This window comes from Rhizobium sp. YAF28, from assembly GCF_052113285.1.
Taxonomy (GTDB): Bacteria; Pseudomonadota; Alphaproteobacteria; order Rhizobiales; family Rhizobiaceae; genus Rhizobium.
Genome location: NZ_JBFRCX010000001.1, coordinates 791,329 through 813,454, shown reverse-complemented (window position 1 = coordinate 813,454; position 22,126 = coordinate 791,329). Strand labels below are relative to the sequence as shown.

22 protein-coding genes and 1 tRNA gene are annotated in these 22,126 nt (G+C 60.4%); 11 read left to right on the top strand and 12 right to left on the bottom strand.

The annotated features are described in order from the left end of the window. Positions 1–213: 213 nt before the first annotated feature. Positions 214–882, bottom strand: coding sequence for a DUF2161 domain-containing phosphodiesterase (locus AB4Z13_RS04220; protein WP_442205888.1), 669 nt, complete (start codon positions 880–882; stop codon positions 214–216). A gap of 192 nt (positions 883–1,074) precedes the next feature. On the opposite strand from AB4Z13_RS04220, the gene AB4Z13_RS04215 reads away from it, so the two are divergent. Then, positions 1,075–1,686, top strand: a complete 612-nt coding sequence (locus AB4Z13_RS04215; RefSeq protein WP_439014965.1) for a TerC family protein — start codon at positions 1,075–1,077, stop codon at positions 1,684–1,686. Here the strand turns inward: AB4Z13_RS04215 and AB4Z13_RS04210 are convergent. Genes AB4Z13_RS04210 through metG form a run of 3 tightly spaced genes read right to left on the bottom strand, consistent with a single transcriptional unit; the run spans position 1,683 to position 4,837 of the window. Then, complete coding sequence (locus AB4Z13_RS04210) at positions 1,683–2,495, bottom strand: MBL fold metallo-hydrolase (RefSeq protein WP_442205887.1); 813 nt, start codon at positions 2,493–2,495, stop codon at positions 1,683–1,685. The two genes, AB4Z13_RS04215 and AB4Z13_RS04210, sit on opposite strands and share 4 nt — an antisense overlap. A 4-nt stretch (positions 2,496–2,499) precedes the next feature. Then, positions 2,500–3,282: a TatD family hydrolase gene (locus AB4Z13_RS04205; RefSeq protein WP_442205886.1), complete on the bottom strand. Its 783-nt coding sequence runs from the start codon at positions 3,280–3,282 to the stop codon at positions 2,500–2,502. A gap of 4 nt (positions 3,283–3,286) precedes the next feature. Beyond that, positions 3,287–4,837, bottom strand: coding sequence for a methionine--tRNA ligase (metG, locus tag AB4Z13_RS04200; protein WP_442205885.1), 1,551 nt, complete (start codon positions 4,835–4,837; stop codon positions 3,287–3,289). Between the two features lie 235 nt (positions 4,838–5,072). Between metG and AB4Z13_RS04195 the strand changes: the two genes are divergently transcribed. Beyond that, positions 5,073–5,861 carry a sulfite exporter TauE/SafE family protein gene (locus AB4Z13_RS04195; protein WP_442205884.1) on the top strand — a complete coding sequence of 263 codons (789 nt, stop codon included), beginning with the start codon at positions 5,073–5,075 and terminating at the stop codon, positions 5,859–5,861. Here the strand turns inward: AB4Z13_RS04195 and AB4Z13_RS04190 are convergent, their stop codons facing one another. The 4 genes from AB4Z13_RS04190 to AB4Z13_RS04175 form a co-directional block, all read right to left on the bottom strand. Next, positions 5,862–6,887 (bottom strand): DNA polymerase III subunit delta', encoded by a 1,026-nt coding sequence (locus AB4Z13_RS04190; RefSeq protein WP_442205883.1) that lies wholly within the window; start codon positions 6,885–6,887, stop codon positions 5,862–5,864. Further along, entirely contained in the window at positions 6,880–7,557 is a 678-nt protein-coding gene (gene tmk, locus AB4Z13_RS04185) for a dTMP kinase (protein ID WP_439014974.1), read from the bottom strand. Before tmk ends, AB4Z13_RS04190 begins: the two co-directional genes overlap by 8 nt. Positions 7,558–7,692: 135 nt before the next feature. Next, complete coding sequence (locus AB4Z13_RS04180; protein WP_442205882.1) at positions 7,693–8,886, bottom strand: D-alanyl-D-alanine carboxypeptidase family protein; 1,194 nt, start codon at positions 8,884–8,886, stop codon at positions 7,693–7,695. 83 nt (positions 8,887–8,969) lie between these two features. Next, a complete protein-coding gene (locus tag AB4Z13_RS04175; protein ID WP_113319946.1) occupies positions 8,970–10,097 on the bottom strand; it encodes a septal ring lytic transglycosylase RlpA family protein in 1,128 nt (375 codons plus the stop codon). 453 nt (positions 10,098–10,550) lie between these two features. Here AB4Z13_RS04175 and AB4Z13_RS04170 point away from each other — a divergent pair. The 3 genes from AB4Z13_RS04170 to AB4Z13_RS04160 all read left to right on the top strand — a co-directional run bounded on the left by AB4Z13_RS04170 (position 10,551) and on the right by AB4Z13_RS04160 (position 12,721). Further along, positions 10,551–10,640, top strand: a tRNA-Ser gene (locus tag AB4Z13_RS04170). Between the two features lie 221 nt (positions 10,641–10,861). After that, complete coding sequence (locus AB4Z13_RS04165) at positions 10,862–11,974, top strand: NAD(P)/FAD-dependent oxidoreductase (RefSeq protein ID WP_442205881.1); 1,113 nt, start codon at positions 10,862–10,864, stop codon at positions 11,972–11,974. Between the two features lie 492 nt (positions 11,975–12,466). Next, a complete protein-coding gene (locus tag AB4Z13_RS04160; protein ID WP_037102415.1) occupies positions 12,467–12,721 on the top strand; it encodes a GlsB/YeaQ/YmgE family stress response membrane protein in 255 nt (84 codons plus the stop codon). 65 nt (positions 12,722–12,786) lie between these two features. Here AB4Z13_RS04160 and AB4Z13_RS04155 read toward each other — a convergent pair whose 3' ends face one another. After that, complete coding sequence (locus tag AB4Z13_RS04155; protein WP_113319955.1) at positions 12,787–13,068, bottom strand: hypothetical protein; 282 nt, start codon at positions 13,066–13,068, stop codon at positions 12,787–12,789. 217 nt (positions 13,069–13,285) lie between these two features. On the opposite strand from AB4Z13_RS04155, the gene AB4Z13_RS04150 reads away from it, so the two are divergent. The 5 genes from AB4Z13_RS04150 to AB4Z13_RS04130 are packed head-to-tail and all read left to right on the top strand — an operon-like array spanning position 13,286 to position 18,749. Beyond that, positions 13,286–15,178 (top strand): SurA N-terminal domain-containing protein, encoded by a 1,893-nt coding sequence (locus AB4Z13_RS04150; RefSeq protein WP_442205880.1) that lies wholly within the window; start codon positions 13,286–13,288, stop codon positions 15,176–15,178. A 13-nt stretch (positions 15,179–15,191) separates the two neighbouring features. Next, a complete protein-coding gene (gene trpD / locus AB4Z13_RS04145; protein WP_442205879.1) occupies positions 15,192–16,208 on the top strand; it encodes an anthranilate phosphoribosyltransferase in 1,017 nt (338 codons plus the stop codon). A gap of 9 nt (positions 16,209–16,217) precedes the next feature. After that, positions 16,218–17,030 (top strand): indole-3-glycerol phosphate synthase TrpC, encoded by an 813-nt coding sequence (trpC, locus tag AB4Z13_RS04140; RefSeq protein ID WP_442205878.1) that lies wholly within the window; start codon positions 16,218–16,220, stop codon positions 17,028–17,030. Between the two features lies 1 nt (position 17,031). After that, on the top strand, positions 17,032–17,529 hold the full coding sequence (gene moaC / locus AB4Z13_RS04135) for a cyclic pyranopterin monophosphate synthase MoaC (RefSeq protein WP_442205877.1): 498 nt from the start codon (positions 17,032–17,034) through the stop codon (positions 17,527–17,529). Then, complete coding sequence (locus tag AB4Z13_RS04130) at positions 17,526–18,749, top strand: molybdopterin molybdotransferase MoeA (RefSeq protein WP_442205876.1); 1,224 nt, start codon at positions 17,526–17,528, stop codon at positions 18,747–18,749. The genes moaC and AB4Z13_RS04130 overlap by 4 nt, the downstream gene beginning before the upstream one ends. Here AB4Z13_RS04130 and AB4Z13_RS04125 read toward each other — a convergent pair. From AB4Z13_RS04125 to AB4Z13_RS04115, 3 genes are all read right to left on the bottom strand, one after another. Further along, positions 18,718–19,959 (bottom strand): multidrug effflux MFS transporter, encoded by a 1,242-nt coding sequence (locus AB4Z13_RS04125; protein WP_439014989.1) that lies wholly within the window; start codon positions 19,957–19,959, stop codon positions 18,718–18,720. The genes AB4Z13_RS04130 and AB4Z13_RS04125 overlap by 32 nt on opposite strands. Then, a complete protein-coding gene (locus AB4Z13_RS04120) occupies positions 19,956–20,408 on the bottom strand; it encodes a MarR family winged helix-turn-helix transcriptional regulator (RefSeq protein ID WP_439014990.1) in 453 nt (150 codons plus the stop codon). The genes AB4Z13_RS04125 and AB4Z13_RS04120 overlap by 4 nt, the downstream gene beginning before the upstream one ends. Before the next feature lie 97 nt (positions 20,409–20,505). Further along, positions 20,506–21,168, bottom strand: a complete 663-nt coding sequence (locus tag AB4Z13_RS04115) for a class I SAM-dependent methyltransferase (protein WP_442205875.1) — start codon at positions 21,166–21,168, stop codon at positions 20,506–20,508. Between the two features lie 165 nt (positions 21,169–21,333). Between AB4Z13_RS04115 and AB4Z13_RS04110 the strand changes: the two genes are divergently transcribed. After that, positions 21,334–22,116, top strand: coding sequence for an alpha/beta fold hydrolase (locus tag AB4Z13_RS04110; protein WP_442205874.1), 783 nt, complete (start codon positions 21,334–21,336; stop codon positions 22,114–22,116). The last annotated feature ends 10 nt before the right edge of the window (positions 22,117–22,126 follow it).

Here is a 22,126-nt window from a genome sequence, read left to right as displayed (position 1 = left end):
CGCCAACTGGCACCTTTCGCTCTCTGAGGTGATAAAGACGGCGACGATCGGCGAGGGTGAACTGCTGATAGCAAAGCGACATGCCAAAATCTCCAAAGTGAAGCCATTGAAATTACTGGCATGTCGCACTTGGAAATAGAATGTACCCCACTACACACAAAGATCGCATAAGATAGGTTATGGAACTAAAAGCCGTACCCTAAACCGCACCCACTACTGCGCCGCCTGCATCTCCGGCTGTGGCCACCGCTGCAGCGCTTCCCGTCCAGCATCCGTCAAGCCATAGACGCCTCTGTCGAGTCGTTCGAACCAGCCATAGACGTTGGACAGCAGGATCTTGCCGGCCTCCGGTACACCGGATCTGATGTCACGCACACGCAACGGCCCAGATGCCAGCGCCGCAGCGCAGCCAAGCGCCTGCTGGCGATATGCCGTCATGAGCGGTGTGCGCGTGCTGCCGCCGAGCGCCGGGTCGCCGCGGCGTTTCTGGTGCTCGCGCATCAGCCGCGACCGGCGCTTCGGATTGGTCCGTGGCATCGGCGATACGGAGCCGACGATCACGCTGACGTCGCCGCTATCCGAAATGCCGAGCATGCCGATGCCGAGCCTGCGGCAGAGATCGCGGTAGCGTTTGTCGGCTTCCCGGCCTTTACCCTTGGCGGAAACCCGGCCCGCGATCCAGACCTCGTCAGAGACAGCCGCGCGATCGACTGCTTGCAGGATGAGTTCGAGATTGAAGCTGAGCTTCAGCTCGCAGACCACCACCACAGGCGGATCGTCGTCACTCAGGCCAACCAGATCGCAGCCGCCGACTTCGCCCTTGACGACGTAACCTGCCTTTTCGAGAAAGCCTTTGACGGGCAGATAAAGCGAAGTTTCCATGGGCCTGCGGATCGAAGAAAAGAATCGTTCCATAATCTACATCGATCCGTCCATGCGGGACACCGCATCGATCACATCCGCCCGGATTACACGGCATGACCGTGGACGCAGTCGTCAACGCATCCCTTCACCGGTTGACGGAAAACCCTCAAGACGCTAGCACGCTCGAAGCATATCCGGGGGTAATTCAATATGGATATTTTCACAGCGGCCGGTGTGACGGCCCTGCTGCAGGTCATTGCTATCGACCTTGTTCTCGCCGGCGACAACGCCGTCGTCATCGGCCTTGCTGCTGCCGGCCTGGAAGCCACGCAGCGCCGCAAGGCAATCATTGTCGGCATTCTGGCGGCAACGGTGCTCCGCATCCTGTTCGCCTCTGTCGCAGTCTATCTTCTGGCGATTGTCGGCCTTCTGCTGGCCGGCGGCTTGCTGCTGCTCTGGGTCTGCTGGAAGATGTGGCGCGAGCTGCGTGCCGGCCATGGCGAAGAACATGCGGCCGAGGCTGGCGCAGCTGCGCCGAGGAAGACCTTCTTCCAGGCTGCGACACAGATCGTCATCGCCGACGTTTCCATGTCGCTGGACAATGTTCTTGCCGTTGCCGGCGCCGCTCGCGAACACCCGAGCGTGCTGGTGCTAGGCCTCGGTCTTTCCATTGCGCTGATGGGCATCGCCGCGAACTTTATCGCCCGCCTGCTCAACAAACATCGCTGGATCGCCTATGTCGGCCTGTTGATCATTCTCTATGTCGCGCTCGACATGATCCATCGCGGATACCTCGAGGTTGCTCCATTTATCGGCAGCTAAACCTCGACTTGGAAGCTCATCTGGTCGAACGCCGGCACCACATGATCCGGCGTTTGCGCCATGACTACATCATAGTCGAGCGGCGTGTGCATATGCGTCAGGATCGCCCGCTTCGGTCTTAGCCGCTCGATCCAGTCCAGTGACTGTTCCAGCGAGAGATGGCTGGGATGATAGGCATATTGCAGGGCGTCGATGATCAGCATGTCGAGGTTCTGCAGCCTCTCCACCGTCTGCGGCGGGAAGTCGCTGATATCGCTGCAATAGGCCACATCGCCGATGCGGAAACCGAGCGAATGGATGTCACCATGCTGCTGCAGATGCGGCATGAAGGCGATCGTTCCGCCTGGCCCGTGGATTTCAATGGGCTCTTCCAGATCCTCGATCACGATCGGCAGCACGATTGGCGGATAATTGCTGCCCGGCGGCGTCTCCAGGCAATAGCCGAAGGCATCGCGCAGCCGGCTCATGGTGAACTGGTCAGCGAAGATCGGCACGCGCCGGCGGGTATTGTGAAAATAACCACGCAGATCGTCGATGCCGTGGATATGGTCTGCATGCGGATGGGTGTAGAGGACCGCGTCGACATGGTCGACCCCTGCCATGATCATCTGCTCACGAAAATCCGGCCCCGTATCGATGACGACGGTCGTTGCAGCGCCATCATCAGAAAACTGCTGCACCATAAAGGCAGCGCGTGTTCTTCTGTTCTTTGGATTGTCCGGATTGCAGGCGCCCCAGTCGCCGGTGATGCGCGGCACGCCGGGTGACGACGAACAGCCGAGAATGGTGAACCGCTGCCGTCGTGCCACGCCGCTAGATCCTCGGCATCTTCGAAAACAGCCTGAACGCATTGTCGGTGGTGATCCGCGCGACCTCCTCGTAAGGAAGGCCGATCGTATCGGCCAGTACCTCGGCCGTATTCACCACGTAAGATGGCTCGTTGCGCTTGCCGCGCCAGCGCTTCGGCGCGAGATACGGCGCATCCGTTTCGACGAGCAACCGGTTGTGCGGAATGGTCTTGGCGATGTCGCGCAGCTCTTCCGACTTCGGGAAAGTGAGAATACCCGAAAAGGAAATATAGCCGCCGAGCTCGACGCCCGTCTTCGCCAGCTCCGGGCCGGCCGAGAAGCAATGCAGAATGAAGGGGAAGGCCCCCTTCCCTGTTTCCTCGGTCAGGATCGCAGCCATGTCGGCATCAGCGCTGCGGCTATGGATGACGAGCGGAAGCTGCGTTTCCCGTGCCGCGGCAATGTGGCGACGAAAGCCCGTCTGCTGGTCTTCGGGCTTCTGCGTATCGTAGAAATAATCGAGACCGGCCTCGCCGATCGCGACGACCTTCTGATGGCCATTCGCGAGCCGTACCAAATCTTCCGTCTGGATATCCAGTTCGTCACCCGCATTGTTGGGATGCGTGCCGACCGAGCAGAAAACGGAGGGATATTTTTCAGTGATGCCGAGCAGCCCGTCGAGCTTGCGCACGCGGGTGCAGATCGTCACCATCTGCGCCACGCCCGACGCATGGGCGCGCGCCACTACTTCGTCGCGTTCCGCCTCGAAATCGGCAAAGTCCAGATGGCAATGCGTATCGATCAGCACGGCCTTAAGCCTCCGGAGCCACGTAGCGCGGGAAGACCGGCTTCGGCGCTTCGAGCGGCGTTCCCGGCACCAGACGGCCGGCTTCGCCAAGCGCTGCGAAGTCGCGCTTGTCGGCCGGCGCAGCCACCAGGTCGAGCAGCTTGCCGGACGATTCCGGCATGAAGGGCTGCAGCAGGATGGCGATCTGGCGTACCACTTCGGCAGTGACATAGAGCACCGTGCCCATGCGCGCCGGATCGGACTTCTTCAGCGCCCAAGGCTCCTGGCCGGCGAAATAGCGGTCGGTCTCGGAGACCACGGCGATGATCGAGGCCAGCGCGCGGTGGATGAGCTGCTTGCCCATGTCGTCGCGCGTGGAAGCGTGCAATGCATCGGCCTGTGCCAGCATCGCCTTGTCCTCATCGGTCAGCGGTCCGCATTCCGGAATCTGGCCATCGCAATTCTTGACGATCATCGACAACGACCGGCTGGCAAGGTTGCCAATGCCGTTGGCGAGGTCGGAATTGATGCGCGTGCCGATCGCCTCTTCGCTGTAGCTGCCGTCTTGGCCGAAGGAGACTTCGCGCAGGAAGAAGTAACGCACCTGGTCGAGGCCGAAATGGTTCACCAGATTGACCGGATCGACGACGTTGCCGAGCGACTTCGACATCTTCTCGCCCTTGTTGAGCAGGAAGCCGTGAGCAAAGACGCGCTTCGGCAGCGGCAGCTTTGCCGACATCAGGAAGGCCGGCCAGTAGACGGCGTGAAAGCGGATGATGTCCTTGCCGATGATATGCACATCGGCAGGCCAGTATTTCGCTCGCGGTCCGTTGCGGTCTTCGATATAGCCGGTTGCGGTAATGTAGTTCGTCAGTGCATCGACCCACACGTACATGACATGATCAGGGTCATTCGGTACCTTGATACCCCAGTCGAAGGTCGTACGCGAGACCGAGAGATCCTTGAGACCGGACTTGACGAAGGAGATCACCTCGTTGCGGCGTTCGGCCGGACCGATGAAATCGGGGTTTTCCTCGTAATGCTTCAGCAGCCGGTCCTGGTACTCCGAGAGCTTGAAGAAGTAGCTCGCCTCTTCCACCCATTCGACAGGCGTGCCCTGAGGCCCATAGCGCACACCATCGGCTCGCAGCTCGGTCTCGTTTTCCTGGTAATAGGCTTCGTCTCGCACCGAGTACCAGCCAGCATAGGAATCCTTGTAGATGTCGCCATTTGCGGCCATCAGGTTCCAGATGTTCCGAGAAGTCTCGTGGTGACGTTCCTGCGTGGTGCGGATGAAGTCGTCGTTCGACGCATTGAGCAGCTTCGCCATCGCCTGGAATTCGCCGGAATTGCGGTCGGCAAGCGCCTGTGGCGTGATGCCTTCGGCACGCGCCGTCTGCTGCATCTTCTGGCCGTGCTCGTCGGTCCCCGTCAGGAAGAAGACATCCTTGCCGTCGAGGCGCTGGTAGCGTGCCATGGCGTCGGTCGCGATCAGCTCATAGGCATGGCCGATATGCGGCTTGCCGTTGGGATAGGAAATCGCGGTCGTAATGTAGAAGGGGGTCTTGTCTGTCATGGCGGCCAATTCCGGCTTACTCTATAAAAATCGTCAGCCGCTATTAGCGCATGTCTCGCACAAGCGAAACATCAAGTTTGGCAGCCGCCTACGATTTCAGGGGCGCGCGGTGAGGAACTTGACTCGCGTTCTGGCGCAATCTACCCCTTGTCCGGCAAGAGGGCGGGACAAAAAGCGAAGTGCTATTTTTCATCGATCGCAATAGTCATGGCCTCGCGCCGTCGGAGGCGCGTATTTGACGTTCGAGCCTCTCTATTCCCTGTCCGGTCTTGTCGTAGGAGCGCTGGTCGGTATCACCGGCGTTGGCGGTGGTTCGCTGATGACGCCCCTGCTCGTGCTCCTTTTCGGTGTCCATCCGGCGACGGCCGTCGGAACCGATCTTCTCTACGCAGCAATCACCAAAACGGCCGGCACGGCTGTTCACGGCATGCATGGCCGCGTCAACTGGAAGATCGTCGGCAGTCTTGCGGCCGGCAGCGTCCCTGCCGCGCTTTCGATGCTCTGGCTGATGGCCGGCGTCGACCGAAAAAGTATTGGCGTCACGAATACCATCACCACCGCGCTCGGCTGGCTTCTGGTCATGACCGCGATCATGCTGGTTTTCCGCGGCCAGATCCTTGAATTTGCCGGCCGTGCCATCGGCGAGCGCATGCCGCCGAAACCGGCGACCATCGCAGTCTTCACCGTCGGTCTGGGCGTTGTGCTCGGCGTGCTCGTCACCTTGACGTCGGTCGGCGCCGGCGCCTTGGGCGTGACGATCCTGCTCATCCTCTACCCCCGCCTCGACGTGCGCGAGATCGTCGGCTCGGATATCGTCCATGCGGTGCCGCTCACCCTGATCGGCGGCATGGGATACTGGTTCATCGGCGAGATCGACTGGGCAATGCTGCTTGCCCTGCTGGTCGGCTCCATTCCCGGCATCATTGTCGGCAGCCTGCTTGCGCCGAAACTGCACGAGCGCACTATCCGCATCGTACTGGCCGTCACGCTCGCCGTGGTTGCCTGGAAACTGCTGGCCGGCTGATCAGGCGCGCGGCTGCTTGATCTCGGAAAGCACTTCCATGATCGTCTGCTTGCGGTCGAGATTGTAAGCGTCGGAGACGGTCAGCTTCTCGGTGATTTCGGAATAGAGCCGCGCCAGACGTTCGGCCGCCGCAATCTGCCCCTCGCCCGCAGCAAGGCGCGCGCGGTTCATGATGTCATCGCCTACATGGCTGACGAAGAAATCGAAGATCGTATCGGCTTCCTTGCCCGAAAGCGCATCCGCAAGCCGGTGCATGGCCTTGCGTGCCGCCGGCCCCTCGGAGGACAGAACGTCGTTATAGGCCTGAATGATCTCACCGCCGCCGTAGTTCAGCAGTTTCAGCGCCTCACCGACGCTGCCCTTTGCGGCGGAAAGCAGCGCCTGCCCCTCCCCCTGAATGCCGAGATGGGCAAGTGCTGAAACCAGCGCACCATCGTCAAGGGGTGCAAGCTTCAGCGGCAGGCAGCGTGACCGGATCGTCGGCAGTAGCTTTCCCGGCGCATGCGACAGAACGAGGAACATCGCCCGCTTCGGCGGCTCCTCGAGGATCTTCAGGATGGCGTTTGCCGCATTCCGGTTCATGTCGTCGGCAGGGTCGATGATGACAATGCGCCAGTTGCCGGTGCCCGAGGTCTGCGAGAAGAACTTGCCGGCCCGGCGTACCTCATCGACAGTAATCGCCGATTTCACCTTCCCGGTCTTCTCATCCACGGGTCTGGCAAGATGCAGGAGATTGTGCGAGGCGCCTGAGGCAATCTGCCTGCTGATGGCAGATCCGAGATCCGGATCGGCGATGCGGTCCGGCGCGGTGGCCGGATCGGGATGCGACAGAACATGATTGGCGAAGCGGAAGGCCAATGTCGCCTTGCCGATCCCCTCAGGCCCTTCGATCAGGATTGCATGATGGCCTTTGCCGGAGCGGTAGAACTGCGCCAGGAAATCCTCAGCATCTTCATGGCCGAAGAGCTTAGTGTTCTCGGCCGGCCAGATGGCGCCGTCGAGCAGTCCGGGCCTGTCCTCACTCATGATGCGCCGCTTCCGGCATCCGCGCTTCGGCTGATGGTTTCAGCAACTGCCTGACTATGGTGAGGATCTCCGCGGCAATCGCCTCTTCCGGCTGCGTGGCGTTGACGACATGGCAGCGTTCCGGCTCGCGCGCGGCGATATCGAGATAGGCTTCGCGGCGCTTCTCGTGCGTTTCGAGCGTTTCCTTCTCGAAACGATCAGGGCCGTCGGCGTTTCGCTTGATAACGCGCTCCAGCCCCAGCTTGGCCGGAATATCGAGGATCAGCGTACAATCAGGCATCACGCCGTTGATGGCGATCCGCTGCAGCGTCTCGATGAATTCTGGCTCCAGGTTGCCGGTAACGCCCTGATAGACGCGCGAGGAATCCATGAAGCGGTCGCAGAGCACGATCTTGCCCTTGTAAAGCGCCGGCCGGATGACTTCTTCCACGTGATCGTTGCGGGCGGCGGCAAAGAGGATCGCTTCCATGCGGGTGCCAAAGGCTTCCGCAGCGCCCGAAAGCAGCACATGGCGCACCGCTTCGGCGCCCGGCGAGCCCCCAGGCTCCCGGGTCAACAGCACGTCATGGCCTTCGGCTTTAAGGGCCTCGGCAAGACGGCGGATCTGCGTGGACTTCCCAGCCCCCTCTCCGCCTTCAAACGTAACGAACAATCCTGTACCGGACGACAATGATACTTTCCCGCATTCTGAGCGCCACGCTCTGCCTCTATCTATCCGAAGATGGTGCGGAACGAAACCTTTTGCCGCGGCGACATATTCACCTTCCCCGGCAAATTGCGGCAAAATCCGCGGGCAAAAAGGATCTCAGCTCTGCTCGGACTTGTCCCAGAGCCATGAGAAGAACAGCGATTCGCCAAGCTCCAGCAGCGCGTCGACCGCCCGGCTGGTGAGCGATCCAACCTCCACCGATTGCACTGTATAGAGTGGCACTTCGCGCAACATCCTGTTGCCGGAAACGATGCGCAGCGTGCCGACTTCCGTGTCGGCCTTCACCGGCGCCATCAGCGGCCAGTGGTAGACGATGCGGGCTGCGAGCCGGTCTGGATTGTTAATCGGAACATAGACGCTGACCGGTGCCTTGGCGACGAGATCAACGGTGCGCGCCGTACCGCCATAAACGCTTGCAGCACCGATGACTTCCTTGTCGGCAAAGACCTGACGGCTCTCGAAGGCTGTCAGCCCCCATTCCAGCACGCGCTTGGCTTCTTCTGTCCGTTCCTTGTCCGAGGCGATGCCTGCAAGCGCCACTAAAAGCCGCCGTCCGTTGCGCTGCACCGAGGCGACGATCGAATAGCCCTCGCCTTCCGTAAAGCCCGTCGCCAGCCCGTCAGCGCCGAGATCCATGCCGAGCAGCGGATTGCGGTTGCGCTGGAAGATCTTGTTCCATTCGAAATCCGCTTGGGCAAAATAGGGATAGAGATCGGGATAGGAAGCCTGCAGATCGACGGCGAGCGTCACCAACTCCCTAGCCGTCACCTTGCTCTTGCCGTCGGGAATCCCGGTTGAATTGCCGAAGATAGCCTTTTCCATGCCAAGCTCGCGAGCGCGCCGGGTCATCGATGCCGCAAACTGGTCCTCGCTGCCGGCCATGCCCTCGGCAAGGATGATGCAGCCGTCATTGGCGCCCTGGATCGCAACGCCCTTGATCAGATCCTCGACGCGAACCTTCGATTTCAGCGCTGCAAACATCGTGGCCGCACGCGAAGGCGCGCCGCCGGTACGCCAGGCATATTCGGAGACGGGATATTCGGTATCGAGCGAAATCTGTCCCTTGCTGACGGCACTGAAAACGAGATCCATCGTCATCAGCTTGGCAAGCGAGGCAGGCGCAAAGACCTGGTTCTCGTTCTTGGCGAGAAGCACAGTCCCGGTCGAGGCCTCGATCATATAGGCCTGCGCGGCCTTGGTGACGAAACCGGCCTCGGTGCCTTCTGCGGCAAAGGCTGCAGAAGCAGGCAAAAGCAGGCATGCAAGGAGGCGAAGCAGCGGCTTCAACATCGCTAATCCCATTGATCGTGCGGGTTGATTCAGGAGGGTAAAGCGAGCCGGAAGCCGATGCAATTACACTTTGTTGTAGGCTTTCATCGCACCTTTGCGCTGCCGCCATTCTGACGCTTGAAGGAGGCGAGGATAGACTCCTGCGTCAGGCCATCATTGCGTACCATCACAGCGTCGAAAGCGAGCGGAACGTTGACTGTCCTCGCCTCCTCCTGATAGCCCATGGCAAGCGATGTGCCCTTCGACCAGCCATTCGGACGCTCAAAGGGAATGGGTCCGATTTCCGGCAGAACCACCATCTGTTCCATCGTCTGAGCGCCATTGGTGAAGGCCGGCGGCGGCGTCAGGAAATGGCCGCCTGCCGGCGCCTGCATCGGCGCAGGAACTGGAGCCGCATTATACTTGGCGCTCGGCGTGGAGCCCGCATAGGCAGTCGAGCGGAATGGTACCGGCACGTTGGCCGGCGAAGGACTGGAGTAATCGCCGAGGCTCTGGAGTTGGTCGCCGGTGATTTTCTTGTTGTTGGAGGCGACCATGACGCCGGAGGCGATCTGGCCCCCGCCCGGATTGATGCCCGGGATGCGGCTACCCTTCGGAATATAGGAGGCCATCAGATAGGGCATGTCGTGACCGTCGAGCGGCGCCTTTCCGACATATTGCACGCGAACATTGCCCGTGCCGCTGTGCTGCAGGTCGAGCATGGAGGCGGTCTTGTTCGAAAGGTCGATGATGCGACCTTCGTGATAGGGCCCACGGTCGTTGACGCGGACGATCACGGAAGAACCGGTTTCGACGTTCGTCACACGCGCATAGCTCGGCAGTGGAAAGGTCGGATGCGCGGCTGAAAGATGCATCTGGTCGTAGACTTCGCCATTCGCCGTCAGGCGGCCGTGGAAGGCAGAGCCGTACCAGGAAGCGATGCCCACTTTGTTATAGGAGTAATCCTCCCTGGGGTAATACATCTTGCCCTTCACCACATAGGGATCGCCCACGATGTAGCGGCCGCCGCCCTTGGGAATATTGTTGCCGTTGGCAACGCGCGGGCTGGCTTTGACGCCATATTCGCTTTCGGAGAAATATTCCTTGCCGTGGGATTTCTTCTTGGGAACCGCCTGCGTCGTGCCGCAGGCCGCCACTGTTGCGCACATGGCCGACAATGCCAGCCACCGTGCCGTCGTTGCGAAAGACGCCGCCCCGTAATTCAGTTTCATATGCCCCACGCCACTCAAGACCGTTTTATGGTTAAGGAACTCATTCGTGAATGAGTTGGAGTTGCCTTATTCCCTGCCTGCCTAACGAGACTTTAATCTTGTGGATATCGTGGCTAATTTGCGAACAATTTCGGGGCGATAGCGAGAATTCTAATGGTTATGGTTAATATTTGGTTGATTTTAATCTGTGCGGGAATGAAATCGCGAATGTATTTCCGCATGTTGGACCGTTTCGGCTCGTGACAGCAACTTTCGGCGGACATGACCGCCCTGCCCCGCGTCAGAACATATTGAAGCAGTTTATCTGCTCAATTGCCGCCCGATCTGTCAGAGCACGTTGACGCTGAAATCCGAACCGCTATAAAGCCTGCCAAACCACGATTTGGCCGTCGTTGGAAGGAGGCTTCGTCAAAACGAAGGCCTGACAACAAAGACGAGCCGGATCAACTGGATGGAAGAGTGTCCGAGTGGTTTAAGGAACCGGTCTTGAAAACCGGCGTGCGGGAAACCGTACCGTGGGTTCGAATCCCACCTCTTCCGCCATAAATCGTTGAAATTATCAGTTATTTATCCTTCTGAAGCCGAATTTCCGCGTCGCTCGCGCCGACGAAGATGATCCAGGCTAAATGCATCGAATCGTATTTCATCATCCTCTTGATTTGGGATAGGTTCGCCCGAACGATACCTAAAAGCTGGATTGCGTTGTCTGAGCTCTCCAAAACGGCGAGTTCAATGGCGCAGTTGGAGGATGAGAGGGGAATTGCATGGCGGAGATGCTGGACCTCGACTGCGTCGTCGTGGGCGGAGGGGTCGTGGGGCTTGCAATAGCGCGCGAACTTGCAATGTCCGGCCGCGACGTGGTTCTTCTCGAGGCGGAGCCGATAACCGGCAGCATCACATCGGCCCGCAACAGTGAAGTCATCCATGCCGGGCTCTACTATGCCACCGGCAGCTTGAAGGCTGAACTCTGCGTTTCCGGAAAACACAGGCTTTACGACTATTGCCGGGAGCGAAATATCCTCCATAGAGCCTGTGGCAAACTCGTCGTCGCTGCGAGTGAGGAGGAAGTCGGATATCTTGAAAAGCTATCCAGGCAGGCCGCCGCCAATGGCGTGGAGGATTGCTATCTGATCGATACTGCGGAACTCGCCCGCAGGCAACCACAGATTAGAGGCTTTGCGGCGCTTGTTTCTCCCTCGACCGGCATCATCGACAGTCACGGCCTCATGCAGGCATACACTGCGGATATCGAGGCTAATGGCGGAGCCGTTATCTGCAATTCTCCTGTCATCGAAGGTGAATTCACTGCGGACAAGGTTCGCCTCGCAGTCGGCGGCCGCGATCCGGTAGAGATCGAGACACGCCTTGTGATCAATGCCGCTGGCCTGAATTCCTGGGCCTTGTCAGAAAGCCTGTCCGGGCTGGACGCCAGCACCATCCCGCCGCGTCACTACGCCAAGGGATGTTATTTTGCCCTGACTGGCCGCGCACCTGCAACGCAGCTGATCTACCCGGTCCCCGAACCCGGCGGTCTCGGGGTGCATCTGACACTCGACCTTGCTGGCCAGGCGCGCTTCGGTCCTGATGTCGAGTGGATCGAGACGATTGACTACGACGTCGATCCCAGTCGTGCGGACAAGTTCTATTCCGCAATCCGCCGCTATTGGCCCAATCTGGTGGATGGTGCGCTACAGCCTGCCTACTCGGGCGTCCGTCCGAAGATCGCCGGCCCGGCTGCGGGCGGTGGTGGTGACTTCGTGATCCAAGGGCCGGAGCAAACTGGTCACCCCGCCTATGTGGCGCTCTACGGAATTGAGAGCCCCGGACTGACCGCTTCGCTCGCCATCGGGCAGAGGGTCGCGCGACTTGCCGAATAGATAGCTTTCTATGTCCATCGGCCTTATGGCCAGCTGATATTTCGTCTCAGTACGCTGCTCGCTTTTTCGGCCGAGTTAGCCATGAGGCAAGAGCCGTGGAGGTGGTATCGACCAAAGCCTCTCCTTTGCTAATGCAAATTGAGAAAGCTCCGGTTCCAGATGATTTAATATTAGGTGTAATGCATGTTGCGTCGTGAAAATTTTACTTAAACTTCATGCTTAACTACTTATTAATAAGCAGCTTGCGCAGTTAAGGCGATGAATTATGCTTGCTCCCAACAACGGGAGGATTTGATGTTCACGAAGAGTTTGCTGGTGCCGGCCGGTTTTGCCGCACTGGCCTTTTCAGGACTGATGTTTCAGATCGCGGCTCATGCGTTTTCCGCGCCGGTTACATTACTTCATCCCTGACAGCGCTAAGCCGCTGCCATACCGGAACTTTTTTCGATTGCGCGCGTTCTATCCCACGTTTTAACCAGGAGGGAGATTATCATGGAAAACGCAGGTGTAGGTTGGATTGCAGCCATCATTATCGGCGGTTTCGCCGGATGGCTGGCGGAGAAGGTCATGCACAGCAATATGGGCGTGTTCATGAACATATTGCTTGGCATCATAGGCGCGATCGTCGCCAACTGGATTCTCGGTATCCTTCACATCCAGCCACTCAGCGGCTGGCTCGGATACCTGATCACGGGCTTTGTTGGCGCATGCATCCTGATTGCGATCGGACGCCTCATCCGCCGCTGACCTGACACGGAAAAGATTGCCAAAAAAGATTAAAGGCCGGACGTCCTGCGTCCGGCTTTTTTCGTCTATCGACGGCTGAGGAGACCAAAGAGATAGGCGACGCCTGCTGTAATGGCGATTGCGGTCAGCGGCTCTTCACGCACCTTGTCGCGGACACGCTCGGTCATGATGGAGGCTTCGTCGGTCACTGCGGTCTTTGCGCCCTGCCCCAGCGCAATCACGCTCTCCGAAAGGCGGGCCAGATCATCGCGCAACGCAGCAACCTGCGCGGACAGATCTTCGGCGGCTACTTCGGCCTTGACGCGCGCAGCGGTGGATTCGGCGGAAGCGGTTTTCAATTCGGCCATGGTCTGCTCCTGTTTGATCGAATGCCGCTTCAACGAAATGAAGACTGTAAAGGTTCCGCAACCAAGCATCTTTTGTCGCTTGCGGCGGGTTGGCGAGAGCGTGTGCAAGTCCCGCAAGCTTTTCATGCGAGAAGCCTTCATTTCCTCGCAGCTTTGTTTTATGGAACGACGAATGTCTGCCCTTCTGGGCCAATGATAATGCGAGGTTTGCGTTTCCATGTTCCATCTTCTGAGAAGAGCTGCTCAGACCTGGGTTGCCAAGCTGCTCCTGCTCCTGCTCGTCGGCTCCTTCGGCATCTGGGGCGTATCGCGAGAGCTGATAAGCGGCGGCAATAGCACGACGGTGGTCACCGTCGGCGACCAGCATGTGGACGTCAATGAATTCCGCCTTGCCTATCAGCGCCAGGTCGCCCAACTCGGCCAGCAATATGGCGTGCGCCTGACGCCCGAGCAGGCCCGCGCTTTCGGCGTTGAACAGCAGGTGCTTGCCCAGCTTCTGGCCGGTGCCTCGCTGGACCAGCTTGCCGATGATATGGGTCTCGGCCTTTCCGAAGACCGCCTTGCCCAGCTGATCGGCGACGATCCGGCTTTCAAGGCAGTCAACGGCCAGTTCGACCGCTCGCTCTTCACCTCTCGTCTGCGCAATGCCGGCATCCGGGAAGACGACTATATCAAGGATCGCAGCAAGCAGGCTGTCCGCAGCCAGATCATCGAAGCCGTAGCCAACGGCTTCCAGGCGCCTGCAACGCTCGTCAACGCGCTGAAACTCTATGGCAATGAGAGCCGCAGCGTCGATTACCTGCTGCTCACCAACGCCAATATCGAGCCGATCAAGGCGCCAGCCGTCGATGTGCTCTCCAAGTGGTTCGAAGACGCCAAACAGCGCTACCGCGCGCCGGAATACCGCAAGATCGCCTATCTGAAGCTTCAGCCTGATGATATCGCTGATCCCACGACCGTTACCGACGACCAGATCAAGGAAGCTTTCGACAAGGCCAAGGCGGCTTATACGACGCCGGAAAGCCGCACCCTGGAACAGCTGACCTTCGCCAGCAAGGATCTCGCCAATGCAGCCGAAACCGCGCTGAAGAGCGGCACGAGCTTCGACCAGCTCGTCACCGATCAGGGCAAGACCGCAAGTGACGTGCTGCTTGGTGAATTCACCAAGGACAAGGTTCCCGATCAGGCCGTTGCCGAGGCTGCCTTTGCGGTGAAGGCGGATGGCGGTACCACGGCTGTCGTCGACGGTACCTTCGGTCCTGTGATCCTGCGCGTGACCAATATCAAGCCGGAGACCACCAAGAGCTTCGACGAGGTGAAGGAAGAGCTTCGCAAGCAGCTTTCGGTTGCCAATGCTTCGCAGGAAGTCATCAACGTTCACGACCGTATCGAGGATATGCGCGCCGGCGGCACCTCTCTTGAAGAAATCGCCAACCAACTCAAGCTGAAGGCCGTCGTCATCGACGCCGTCGACATGACGGGTGCGGACAAGGACGGCAATCCGCTCAAGGATATCCCGGCACAGCAGCAGCTTCTGCCGGAAGCTTTCAAGACCGATGTCGGCGCTGATGCGGTCGCAATTTCCCTCGGCAATGACGGCTATGTCTGGTTCGACGTGCGCGACGTCATGCCGGATCGCGATCGTCCGCTCGCCGAAGTGCGTGACAAGGCCGTTCAGGACTGGACAGCCGAGCAGCAGAAGGCCGAGCTCGCCAAGAAGGCCGACGAGCTGAAGGCTCAGGCGCAGAAGGGTACCTCGCTTGCCGATATCGCCACCCCGCTCGGCATCGCCGTCGAAAGCAAGAGCGGCGTTACCCGCTCGACCGACGATCCCGTTCTCGGCCGCGCCGGCGTCAATGCCGCATTCTCCGGTCCTGTAGATACCGTCGCAACGGCCGTCGGCGCCGATCCGAGCACGCAGATCCTGCTGAAGGTGACCGACGTCAACGAAGAGCCGACGACCGATGCCTTGAACAACCGCGACCAGCAGATCGCCACCATCGCAAATCAGGCCGGTGACGATATTCTCGATCAGATGGTCAACCTGTTGCAGAGCCAGTATGGTGCAGAGGTCAACCGGACTCTCGCCGAACAGGCAACCGTCCGCTAGGGAGAAGCGACGCATGACCGATCTGAAGCCGCTTCTGGCCAAGGCAGCAAGCCGCGAGCCACTGACCCGTGACGAGGCCCGCCAGGCCTTCGATATCCTGATGTCCGGACAGGCAACGCCTTCGCAGATCGGCGGCTTCCTGATGGCGCTGCGCGTCCGCGGCGAGACGGTTGACGAGATCGTCGGCGCCGTCACCACGATGCGGTCCAAGATGCTGCGGGTGGAAGCGCCCGCCGACGCGATCGATATCGTCGGCACAGGCGGCGATGCCAGTGGCACCTATAACATCTCGACGCTGGCGGCGCTTATCGTCGCCGGCGCGGGTGTTCCGGTTGCCAAGCACGGCAACCGCGCGCTCAGCTCCAAATCCGGCGCTGCCGACAGCCTTGCCGCCCTCGGCGTCAATCTCGAAGTCACCCCGGAGATGATCTCGCGCTGCATTGCCGAGGCCGGCGTCGGCTTCATGTTCGCGCAGCAGCATCATTCGGCCATGCGCCATGTCGGCCCAACGCGCGTCGAACTCGGTACACGCACCATTTTCAACCTGCTTGGGCCGCTCTCGAATCCGGCTGGTGTCAAGCGGCAGCTTCTCGGTGTCTTCGCGCCGCAATGGGTCGTGCCGCTTGCCGAAGTCATGCGCGATCTCGGCTCCGAAAGTGTCTGGGTTGTCCACGGCGATGGCCTCGATGAAATCACCACGACCGGTAAGACCAGCGTTGCTGCACTCGAGAACGGCCAGATCCGCACCTTTGAGCTGTCGCCGGCCGATTTCGGCGTAACGCCCTGCGTGCTCGCCGATATCAGGGGGGGCGACGGCACGGTCAATGCCGCCGCGCTTCGCAATGTGCTCGGTGGCGCAAAGAATGCCTATCGCGATATAGCGCTCGCTAATGCCGCCGCCTCCCTCGTCATTGCAGGCAAGGCCGGGACGATCCGTGACGGCATGAAGCTCGCAACGGAATCGCTGGATAGCGGGGCCACGGCCGCAGCGCTCGACAAACTGATCGCCGTATCCAACGATATCGACTAGGATTGCCTCATGACCGATATCCTGAAGAAGATCGAAGCCTATAAGCGTGAGGAAATCGCTGCCGCCAAGGCAAAGACCTCGCTTGCCGATCTGAAAGCCATACAGGCCGGGCAGTCCGCGCCGCGCGGCTTCCACAAGGCGCTCGTCGCCAAGCGCGATGCCGGCCAGTTCGGCCTGATCGCCGAAATCAAGAAGGCAAGCCCGTCCAAGGGGCTGATCCGTCCGGATTTCGATCCGCCTGCGCTCGCCAAAGCCTATGAAGCCGGTGGCGCCGCCTGCCTTTCGGTTCTCACCGATACGCCGAGCTTCCAGGGCGCGCCGGAATTTCTGACGGCCGCGCGTGCTGCCTGTGCCCTGCCCGCGCTGCGCAAGGATTTCATGTTCGAGACCTACCAGGTCCACGAAGCCCGCGCCTGGGGTGCTGATTGCATCCTGCTCATCATGGCCTCGCTGACGGATGACGACGCGCAGCGCCTGCAGGACGAGGCCTTCTCGCTCGGCATGGACGTGCTGGTCGAGGTTCATGATACGCCGGAAATGGAACGTGCCCTGAAGCTGTCTTCGCCGCTCGTCGGCATCAACAATCGCAACCTGCGCACCTTCGAAGTCAGTCTTACGGTGAGCGAAACGTTGGCAGCCATGGCCCCGGATGACCGGCTTCTGGTCGGCGAGAGCGGCATCTTCACCCATGAGGATTGCAAACGCCTGCAAGCCGTCAGGATCAACACTTTCCTCGTCGGCGAAAGCCTGATGCGCAAGGACGACGTGACGGCCGCCACCCGCGCGCTGCTGTTTGGTGAAGCCGCCATCGCGGCCGAATGATATGAGCGGCGCAAAACCCGGCCTCACCCATATCGGCGCGTCCGGCGAGGCGCATATGGTCGATGTCTCGGACAAGGCCGAAACGGTGCGCATCGCCACCGCCGAGGGGCATGTGAAGATGGCAGCGGAAACATTGGCGCTGATCCGCGAAGGCAATGCGAAAAAGGGCGATGTGATCGGCACTGCTCGCCTTGCCGGCATCATGGCCGCCAAGCGTACCGCCGACCTCATACCGCTCTGTCATCCGCTGATGCTGACCAAGGTCACGGTCGAGATCGAGGAAGACGCCGCCCTGCCCGGCCTGCGCGTTACCGCAACCGCAAAACTCAGTGGCAAGACCGGTGTGGAGATGGAGGCGCTGACCGCCGTCTCGGTCGCGTGCTTGACGATCTACGACATGGCCAAGGCTGTCGACAAGGCAATGGAAATCGGTGGCATCAGGCTGCTGGAAAAATCCGGGGGCAAATCCGGCGATTTCCGCCATCCGGAGGCGAGATGAACCTTCTGCCGGTCGCCGAGGCCCTGAGCCGCCTGCTCTCCAGCGCAAATCCCGTCACGGCATCCGAAACGCTGCCCCTTGCCGAGGCCGAAGGCCGTGTTCTCGCCGTTGATCTGACGGCTGGCCTGACGCAACCGCCCTTCAATTCCTCCGCCATGGATGGCTATGCGCTGCGCCGCGAGGACGCGCCAGAGCCCGGCGCGGTGCTGAAGGTCATCGGTACATCGTCTGCCGGACATGGCTTCGAGGGAAGTGTCGGTCAGGGGGAGGCCGTTCGCATCTTCACCGGCGCGCCTGTTCCTTCGGGTGCCGATAGTGTCCTGCTGCAGGAGGATGCGGAAAAGATCGAAGGCGGGATCAGAACGAATTTTCCCGTACGGCAGAACCAGCATGTTCGCCCCCGCGGCCAGGATTTCGTCGAGGGTGAGGCCGTGCTCTCCGCCGGTACGGTGCTCGATTTCTCGCGGCTGACGGTAGCCGCCGGCATGAACCGGCCTGATGTCGAGGTGTTGCGTCGCCCGCTGATGGCGATCCTCGCGACCGGCGACGAACTGCTGCCGCCCGGAAGCACGCCGGGCCCGTCGCAGATCATCGCATCCAATACCCTTGGCATCACAGCTCTTGCCCGCAGGGCCGGCGCCGACGTGCTCGATCTCGGCATAGTGCCTGACGACAAGGCTCAGATCACTACGGCGATCGACAAGGCGCGTAACGCCAAGGTCGACGTGATCGTGACACTCGGCGGGGCTTCCGTAGGCGACCACGATCTGGTGCAGGCCACGTTGATCGAAGCCGGTATGGAGCTCGATTTCTGGCGCATCGCCATGCGCCCCGGCAAGCCGCTGATGGTCGGCAGCTTCGGCAAGACGCAGGTGCTCGGCTTGCCCGGCAATCCGGTCTCGAGCCTCGTTTGCTCGCTGCTTTTCCTTGAGCCGCTGATCCGCAAGCTCGCCTCGCTGCCAGCTGTCCAACGGGAGATAACGGTGGAAGCCGCCGCGACGCTGCGCGCCAATGATCACCGCCAGGATTACGTGCGCGCGAAGCTTTCGAAATCGGCCGCCGGCGGATGGTTGGTCGAACCCTTCGACAAGCAGGATTCGTCGATGATGAAGGCTTTCGCCCATTCGGACTGCCTGATCATCCGCCCGCCGCATGCACCGGAATTGCCGGCAGGAACCATCTGCCCGGTCATGCTTCTGCGGCCAGATCTCTTCGCCTGATATTTCCTGAAGTCACCGCGATCCAGAAGCAGATCTGAGCCAGTACGCTTGCGCCTAGAATGACGGTAGCAGCCGCAAGACCGGGATCGCTGCCGATGCCGGAAAGTGCGCTGCAGACGGCTCCAATAGCCATCTGCGTGAAGCCATAAAGGCCGGAAGCCGAACCGGTGACCTTTGGATTGACGCTGACGGCGAGCGTCAGCGCGTTGGGCGAAGCTACACCCGCCCCGACCGTATAGACCATGATCGAGGCCATCATCGGCAGCAGCGTCAGATGGTGGGTAGCGGCAAAGCCGAAGAAGACGAGCGCGGCCGCGATGCTGACGAGGTTGGACATCACCATCAGCCGCTTCATCGCAAACCGGCCGATCAGCCGTGTGGCGATCATGCTGCCGATCCAGTAGCCGAAGATCAGCAGCGCAAGACAAATGCCGACTTCGGTTGCCGGACGGCCGAGCTCGTTGATGACGATGAAGGGCGCAGACGCCGTGAAAGCATACATGGAGGTCGTCGCGCAGCCGCCGCCGATGGCGTAGCCGACGAAGGAGCGCGACGCGAGCAGGCCGAGATAATCGCGGCTCAGCGATTTCACCGAGGTCTCGACATTGCGCGTGCCGGTTTCCGGTACCTTGCGCCACGTCAGCAGGAGGTTAACGATGCCGAGAACGCAGAGCGCCACGAAGATCGAGCGCCAGCCAAGCGTGGCGGCAAGAGCGCCGCCGACGATCGGTGCAAGCCCCGGCCCGACCGTGACCATCAGGTTCATGATCGCAAGCCGCTTCGCCGTTTCATCGGGACTGGACATGTCGCGCACGATGGCGCGTGCAATCACGAGACCGGCGCAGCCGCCGAAGGCCTGAAAGAGCCTTGCTGCGATCAGCGCATGCACGCCGGGTGAAACCAGCGCCGCAACGCCGGCAATTGTATAGAGCACAAGCCCGCTCATCAGTACCGGCCGCCGCCCGTAACGGTCCGAAAGCGGCCCGTAGATAAGCTGGCCGACGGCAAGACCGAAGATGTAGAGGCTGACGGTCAGTTGCATTTCGCCGATCGATGCGCCGAGATCGGTTGCCGCTGCCGGCAAAGCGGGCACGAAAATATGCATGGCAAGCGTGCCGCTGAAGGTGATCAACCCGAGCAGCCAGATCGGTATGTGAAGCTTTGCGCCAAGCGGTCGGGCTTCGGTTATCGGGCCGGGATGCGAGTTCACTGTTCAGGCTCCTCAAGCTGCCGGGCAAGCACGTCGCTGATGTGATCGAGCACGCGCCATGTGGTTTCGATGTCCTCGCGCGGGAGAAGAGTAAGCGCCTCCTCGCGGATACCTTGTGCCACGCGCTCTACCTCCTCCACGGTCTTCCTGCCCTCCTCCGTCAGCAGAATCTCCTTGGCCCGCCTGTCCCCGCCTTCCCGCCGCTCGACGAGTCCGGCTTTCTCCAGATTGTCGATCAGGCGCACGACAGATGAATTGTCGAGCGAGAGCGAGGCGGCCAGTTCTTTCTGGTGCATTGCTGTCGGTGAACGGGCGATGCGCAGCAGCGGCAGCCATGTCGCTTCGGTCAGTCCGAAGGGCTGCAGGCGCAGGTTCGCGACCCGGCGCCAGTAGCGCGCGGTCTGGGAGACGAGGCTCCCGAATGAGGTTGTGATCTTGTCGTCGGTCATAGGAATATCGATGAGATAGCAATAGATGACATGTCATCTATTTTGGTGCAAGGCCAAAGTGTCGCCACGTAGCTTGATGAGAGGCATTCGCCTCGTTTCACCTCAATCGGAAAACCGCGCTACTGGCGGTCGAGTTGCCCTTGGCTCCGCCAAAATCCGGCACGGCATAGTCCGCAATCTGCAGCAGGGAGCTCATAGGAAGAGACGCCCTGCCCGGATCGCCGATGAGCACATCGAGACCGGCCGTGCGGCAACGTTCAAGGAAAGGCAGAACACGTTCCACCAAGGCCTCGTCATAAAAGATATCGCCGGCCAGGATTATGTCGGCGACAGGCGGGGCATCCTCGATGATGTCGCCGAGTCGCGTCTCGATCACGACATCATTGGCATTGGCATTCAGCTGCGCCGCAGCAATCGCCTTCGCATCGATATCGATGGCGAGCACATGGGCTGCACCGCATTTCATCGCTGCGATGGCGACGAGGCCGGAGCCGGTGCCGAGGTCGACGACATGTTTGCCGGCCACCTCTTCGGAATGGTCGAAAAGATAGCGCGCAAGCACGGCGCCGCCCGCCCAGGGATAGGCCCAGTAAGGCGGCATCAGATCGGAATCATCAGCCATTGCAAGGCGATAGAGGCCGCTCCTCGGTGTCGCCATATGCAGTCTTACGTTAGGGATGCAAGGAACACTCGCAAGCGGCAGGTTCGCTTCGATGAAGGCCGTCAGGTCGAGACGATCATCTGCTGAAACCGGTCTCATCTGGTATCAATTGCCCTCGTCGTGACAGGCTATCAGGCCCCGCTGGATGGCATAATACCTCGCTGGACCTTTGTATAGTTATGGAAGCCCACGTCTCGGGCTAACTTTTCTCGGGCGATCCCGAAGGGCATCGCCCCAGATTTCCTACAAGCCGGAGGACACGTTATGCAACCGATCACCAGACGCTCATTCTCGGCCGCGCTCGTTGCAGGGGCCGCACTCGGCATGTTTCCGGCTGCCGGCCGGGCCGCCGATATCGTCAAGGCGAAGAATGTCGTTCTCGTCCATGGCGCCTATGCCGATGCATCCTGCTGGCTGGACGTCATCCCTCATCTCCAGGCTGCCGGCCTGAATGTGATGGCCGTGCAGAACCCCCTCACCTCATTTGCCGATGACGTCGAGGCGACCAAGCGTATCCTGGCGCTGATGGACGGCCCGACCGTACTCGTCGGCCATTCCTATTCGGGCATGCTCGTCACCGAGGCCGGCGTTGATCCCAAGGTAACGGCTCTCGTCTATATCGCCGCCCGCGCCCCTGATGCCGGCGAGGATTATACCGCGCTCGCCAAACAGTATCCGACGCCGCCTGCAAGTGCAGGCCTCGTTCACAACGGCGGTTATGCGCAGTTGAGTGAAGAAGCTTTCGTCAGGGATTTCGCCGGCGATCTGCCGGTTGCCCGCGCCAAGGCGCTTTATGCCGTGCAGGGCCGCATTTCCGATACACTGTTCAACGCCAAGACGACCGTCGCTGCCTGGCGCTCGAAGCCATCCTGGTACGCGGTCTCGAAAAACGACCGCACCATCAATCCGGATCTCGAACGCTTCATGGCAAAGCGTATGAACGCAACGACGATCGAACTCGACGCCAGCCACGTTTCGCTGATTTCACAGCCGCTCGCCGTCGCCCATCTCATCCTCGCAGCAGCGGGTCAAAGCGACAAGATCTGAGACCGCTGCG

Coding starts and splice junctions, on each gene's coding strand:
- AB4Z13_RS04220 (WP_442205888.1), bottom strand. CDS start 882: ATGGAAACTTCGCTTTATCTGCCCGTCAAAGGCTTTCTCGAAAAGGCA.
- AB4Z13_RS04215 (WP_439014965.1), top strand. CDS start 1,075: ATGGATATTTTCACAGCGGCCGGTGTGACGGCCCTGCTGCAGGTCATT.
- metG (WP_442205885.1), bottom strand. CDS start 4,837: ATGACAGACAAGACCCCCTTCTACATTACGACCGCGATTTCCTATCCC.
- AB4Z13_RS04190 (WP_442205883.1), bottom strand. CDS start 6,887: ATGAGTGAGGACAGGCCCGGACTGCTCGACGGCGCCATCTGGCCGGCC.
- AB4Z13_RS04180 (WP_442205882.1), bottom strand. CDS start 8,886: ATGTTGAAGCCGCTGCTTCGCCTCCTTGCATGCCTGCTTTTGCCTGCT.
- AB4Z13_RS04175 (WP_113319946.1), bottom strand. CDS start 10,097: ATGAAACTGAATTACGGGGCGGCGTCTTTCGCAACGACGGCACGGTGG.
- AB4Z13_RS04165 (WP_442205881.1), top strand. CDS start 10,862: ATGGCGGAGATGCTGGACCTCGACTGCGTCGTCGTGGGCGGAGGGGTC.
- AB4Z13_RS04160 (WP_037102415.1), top strand. CDS start 12,467: ATGGAAAACGCAGGTGTAGGTTGGATTGCAGCCATCATTATCGGCGGT.
- AB4Z13_RS04155 (WP_113319955.1), bottom strand. CDS start 13,068: ATGGCCGAATTGAAAACCGCTTCCGCCGAATCCACCGCTGCGCGCGTC.
- AB4Z13_RS04150 (WP_442205880.1), top strand. CDS start 13,286: ATGTTCCATCTTCTGAGAAGAGCTGCTCAGACCTGGGTTGCCAAGCTG.
- trpD (WP_442205879.1), top strand. CDS start 15,192: ATGACCGATCTGAAGCCGCTTCTGGCCAAGGCAGCAAGCCGCGAGCCA.
- trpC (WP_442205878.1), top strand. CDS start 16,218: ATGACCGATATCCTGAAGAAGATCGAAGCCTATAAGCGTGAGGAAATC.
- moaC (WP_442205877.1), top strand. CDS start 17,032: ATGAGCGGCGCAAAACCCGGCCTCACCCATATCGGCGCGTCCGGCGAG.
- AB4Z13_RS04130 (WP_442205876.1), top strand. CDS start 17,526: ATGAACCTTCTGCCGGTCGCCGAGGCCCTGAGCCGCCTGCTCTCCAGC.
- AB4Z13_RS04120 (WP_439014990.1), bottom strand. CDS start 20,408: ATGACCGACGACAAGATCACAACCTCATTCGGGAGCCTCGTCTCCCAG.
- AB4Z13_RS04115 (WP_442205875.1), bottom strand. CDS start 21,168: ATGAGACCGGTTTCAGCAGATGATCGTCTCGACCTGACGGCCTTCATC.
- AB4Z13_RS04110 (WP_442205874.1), top strand. CDS start 21,334: ATGCAACCGATCACCAGACGCTCATTCTCGGCCGCGCTCGTTGCAGGG.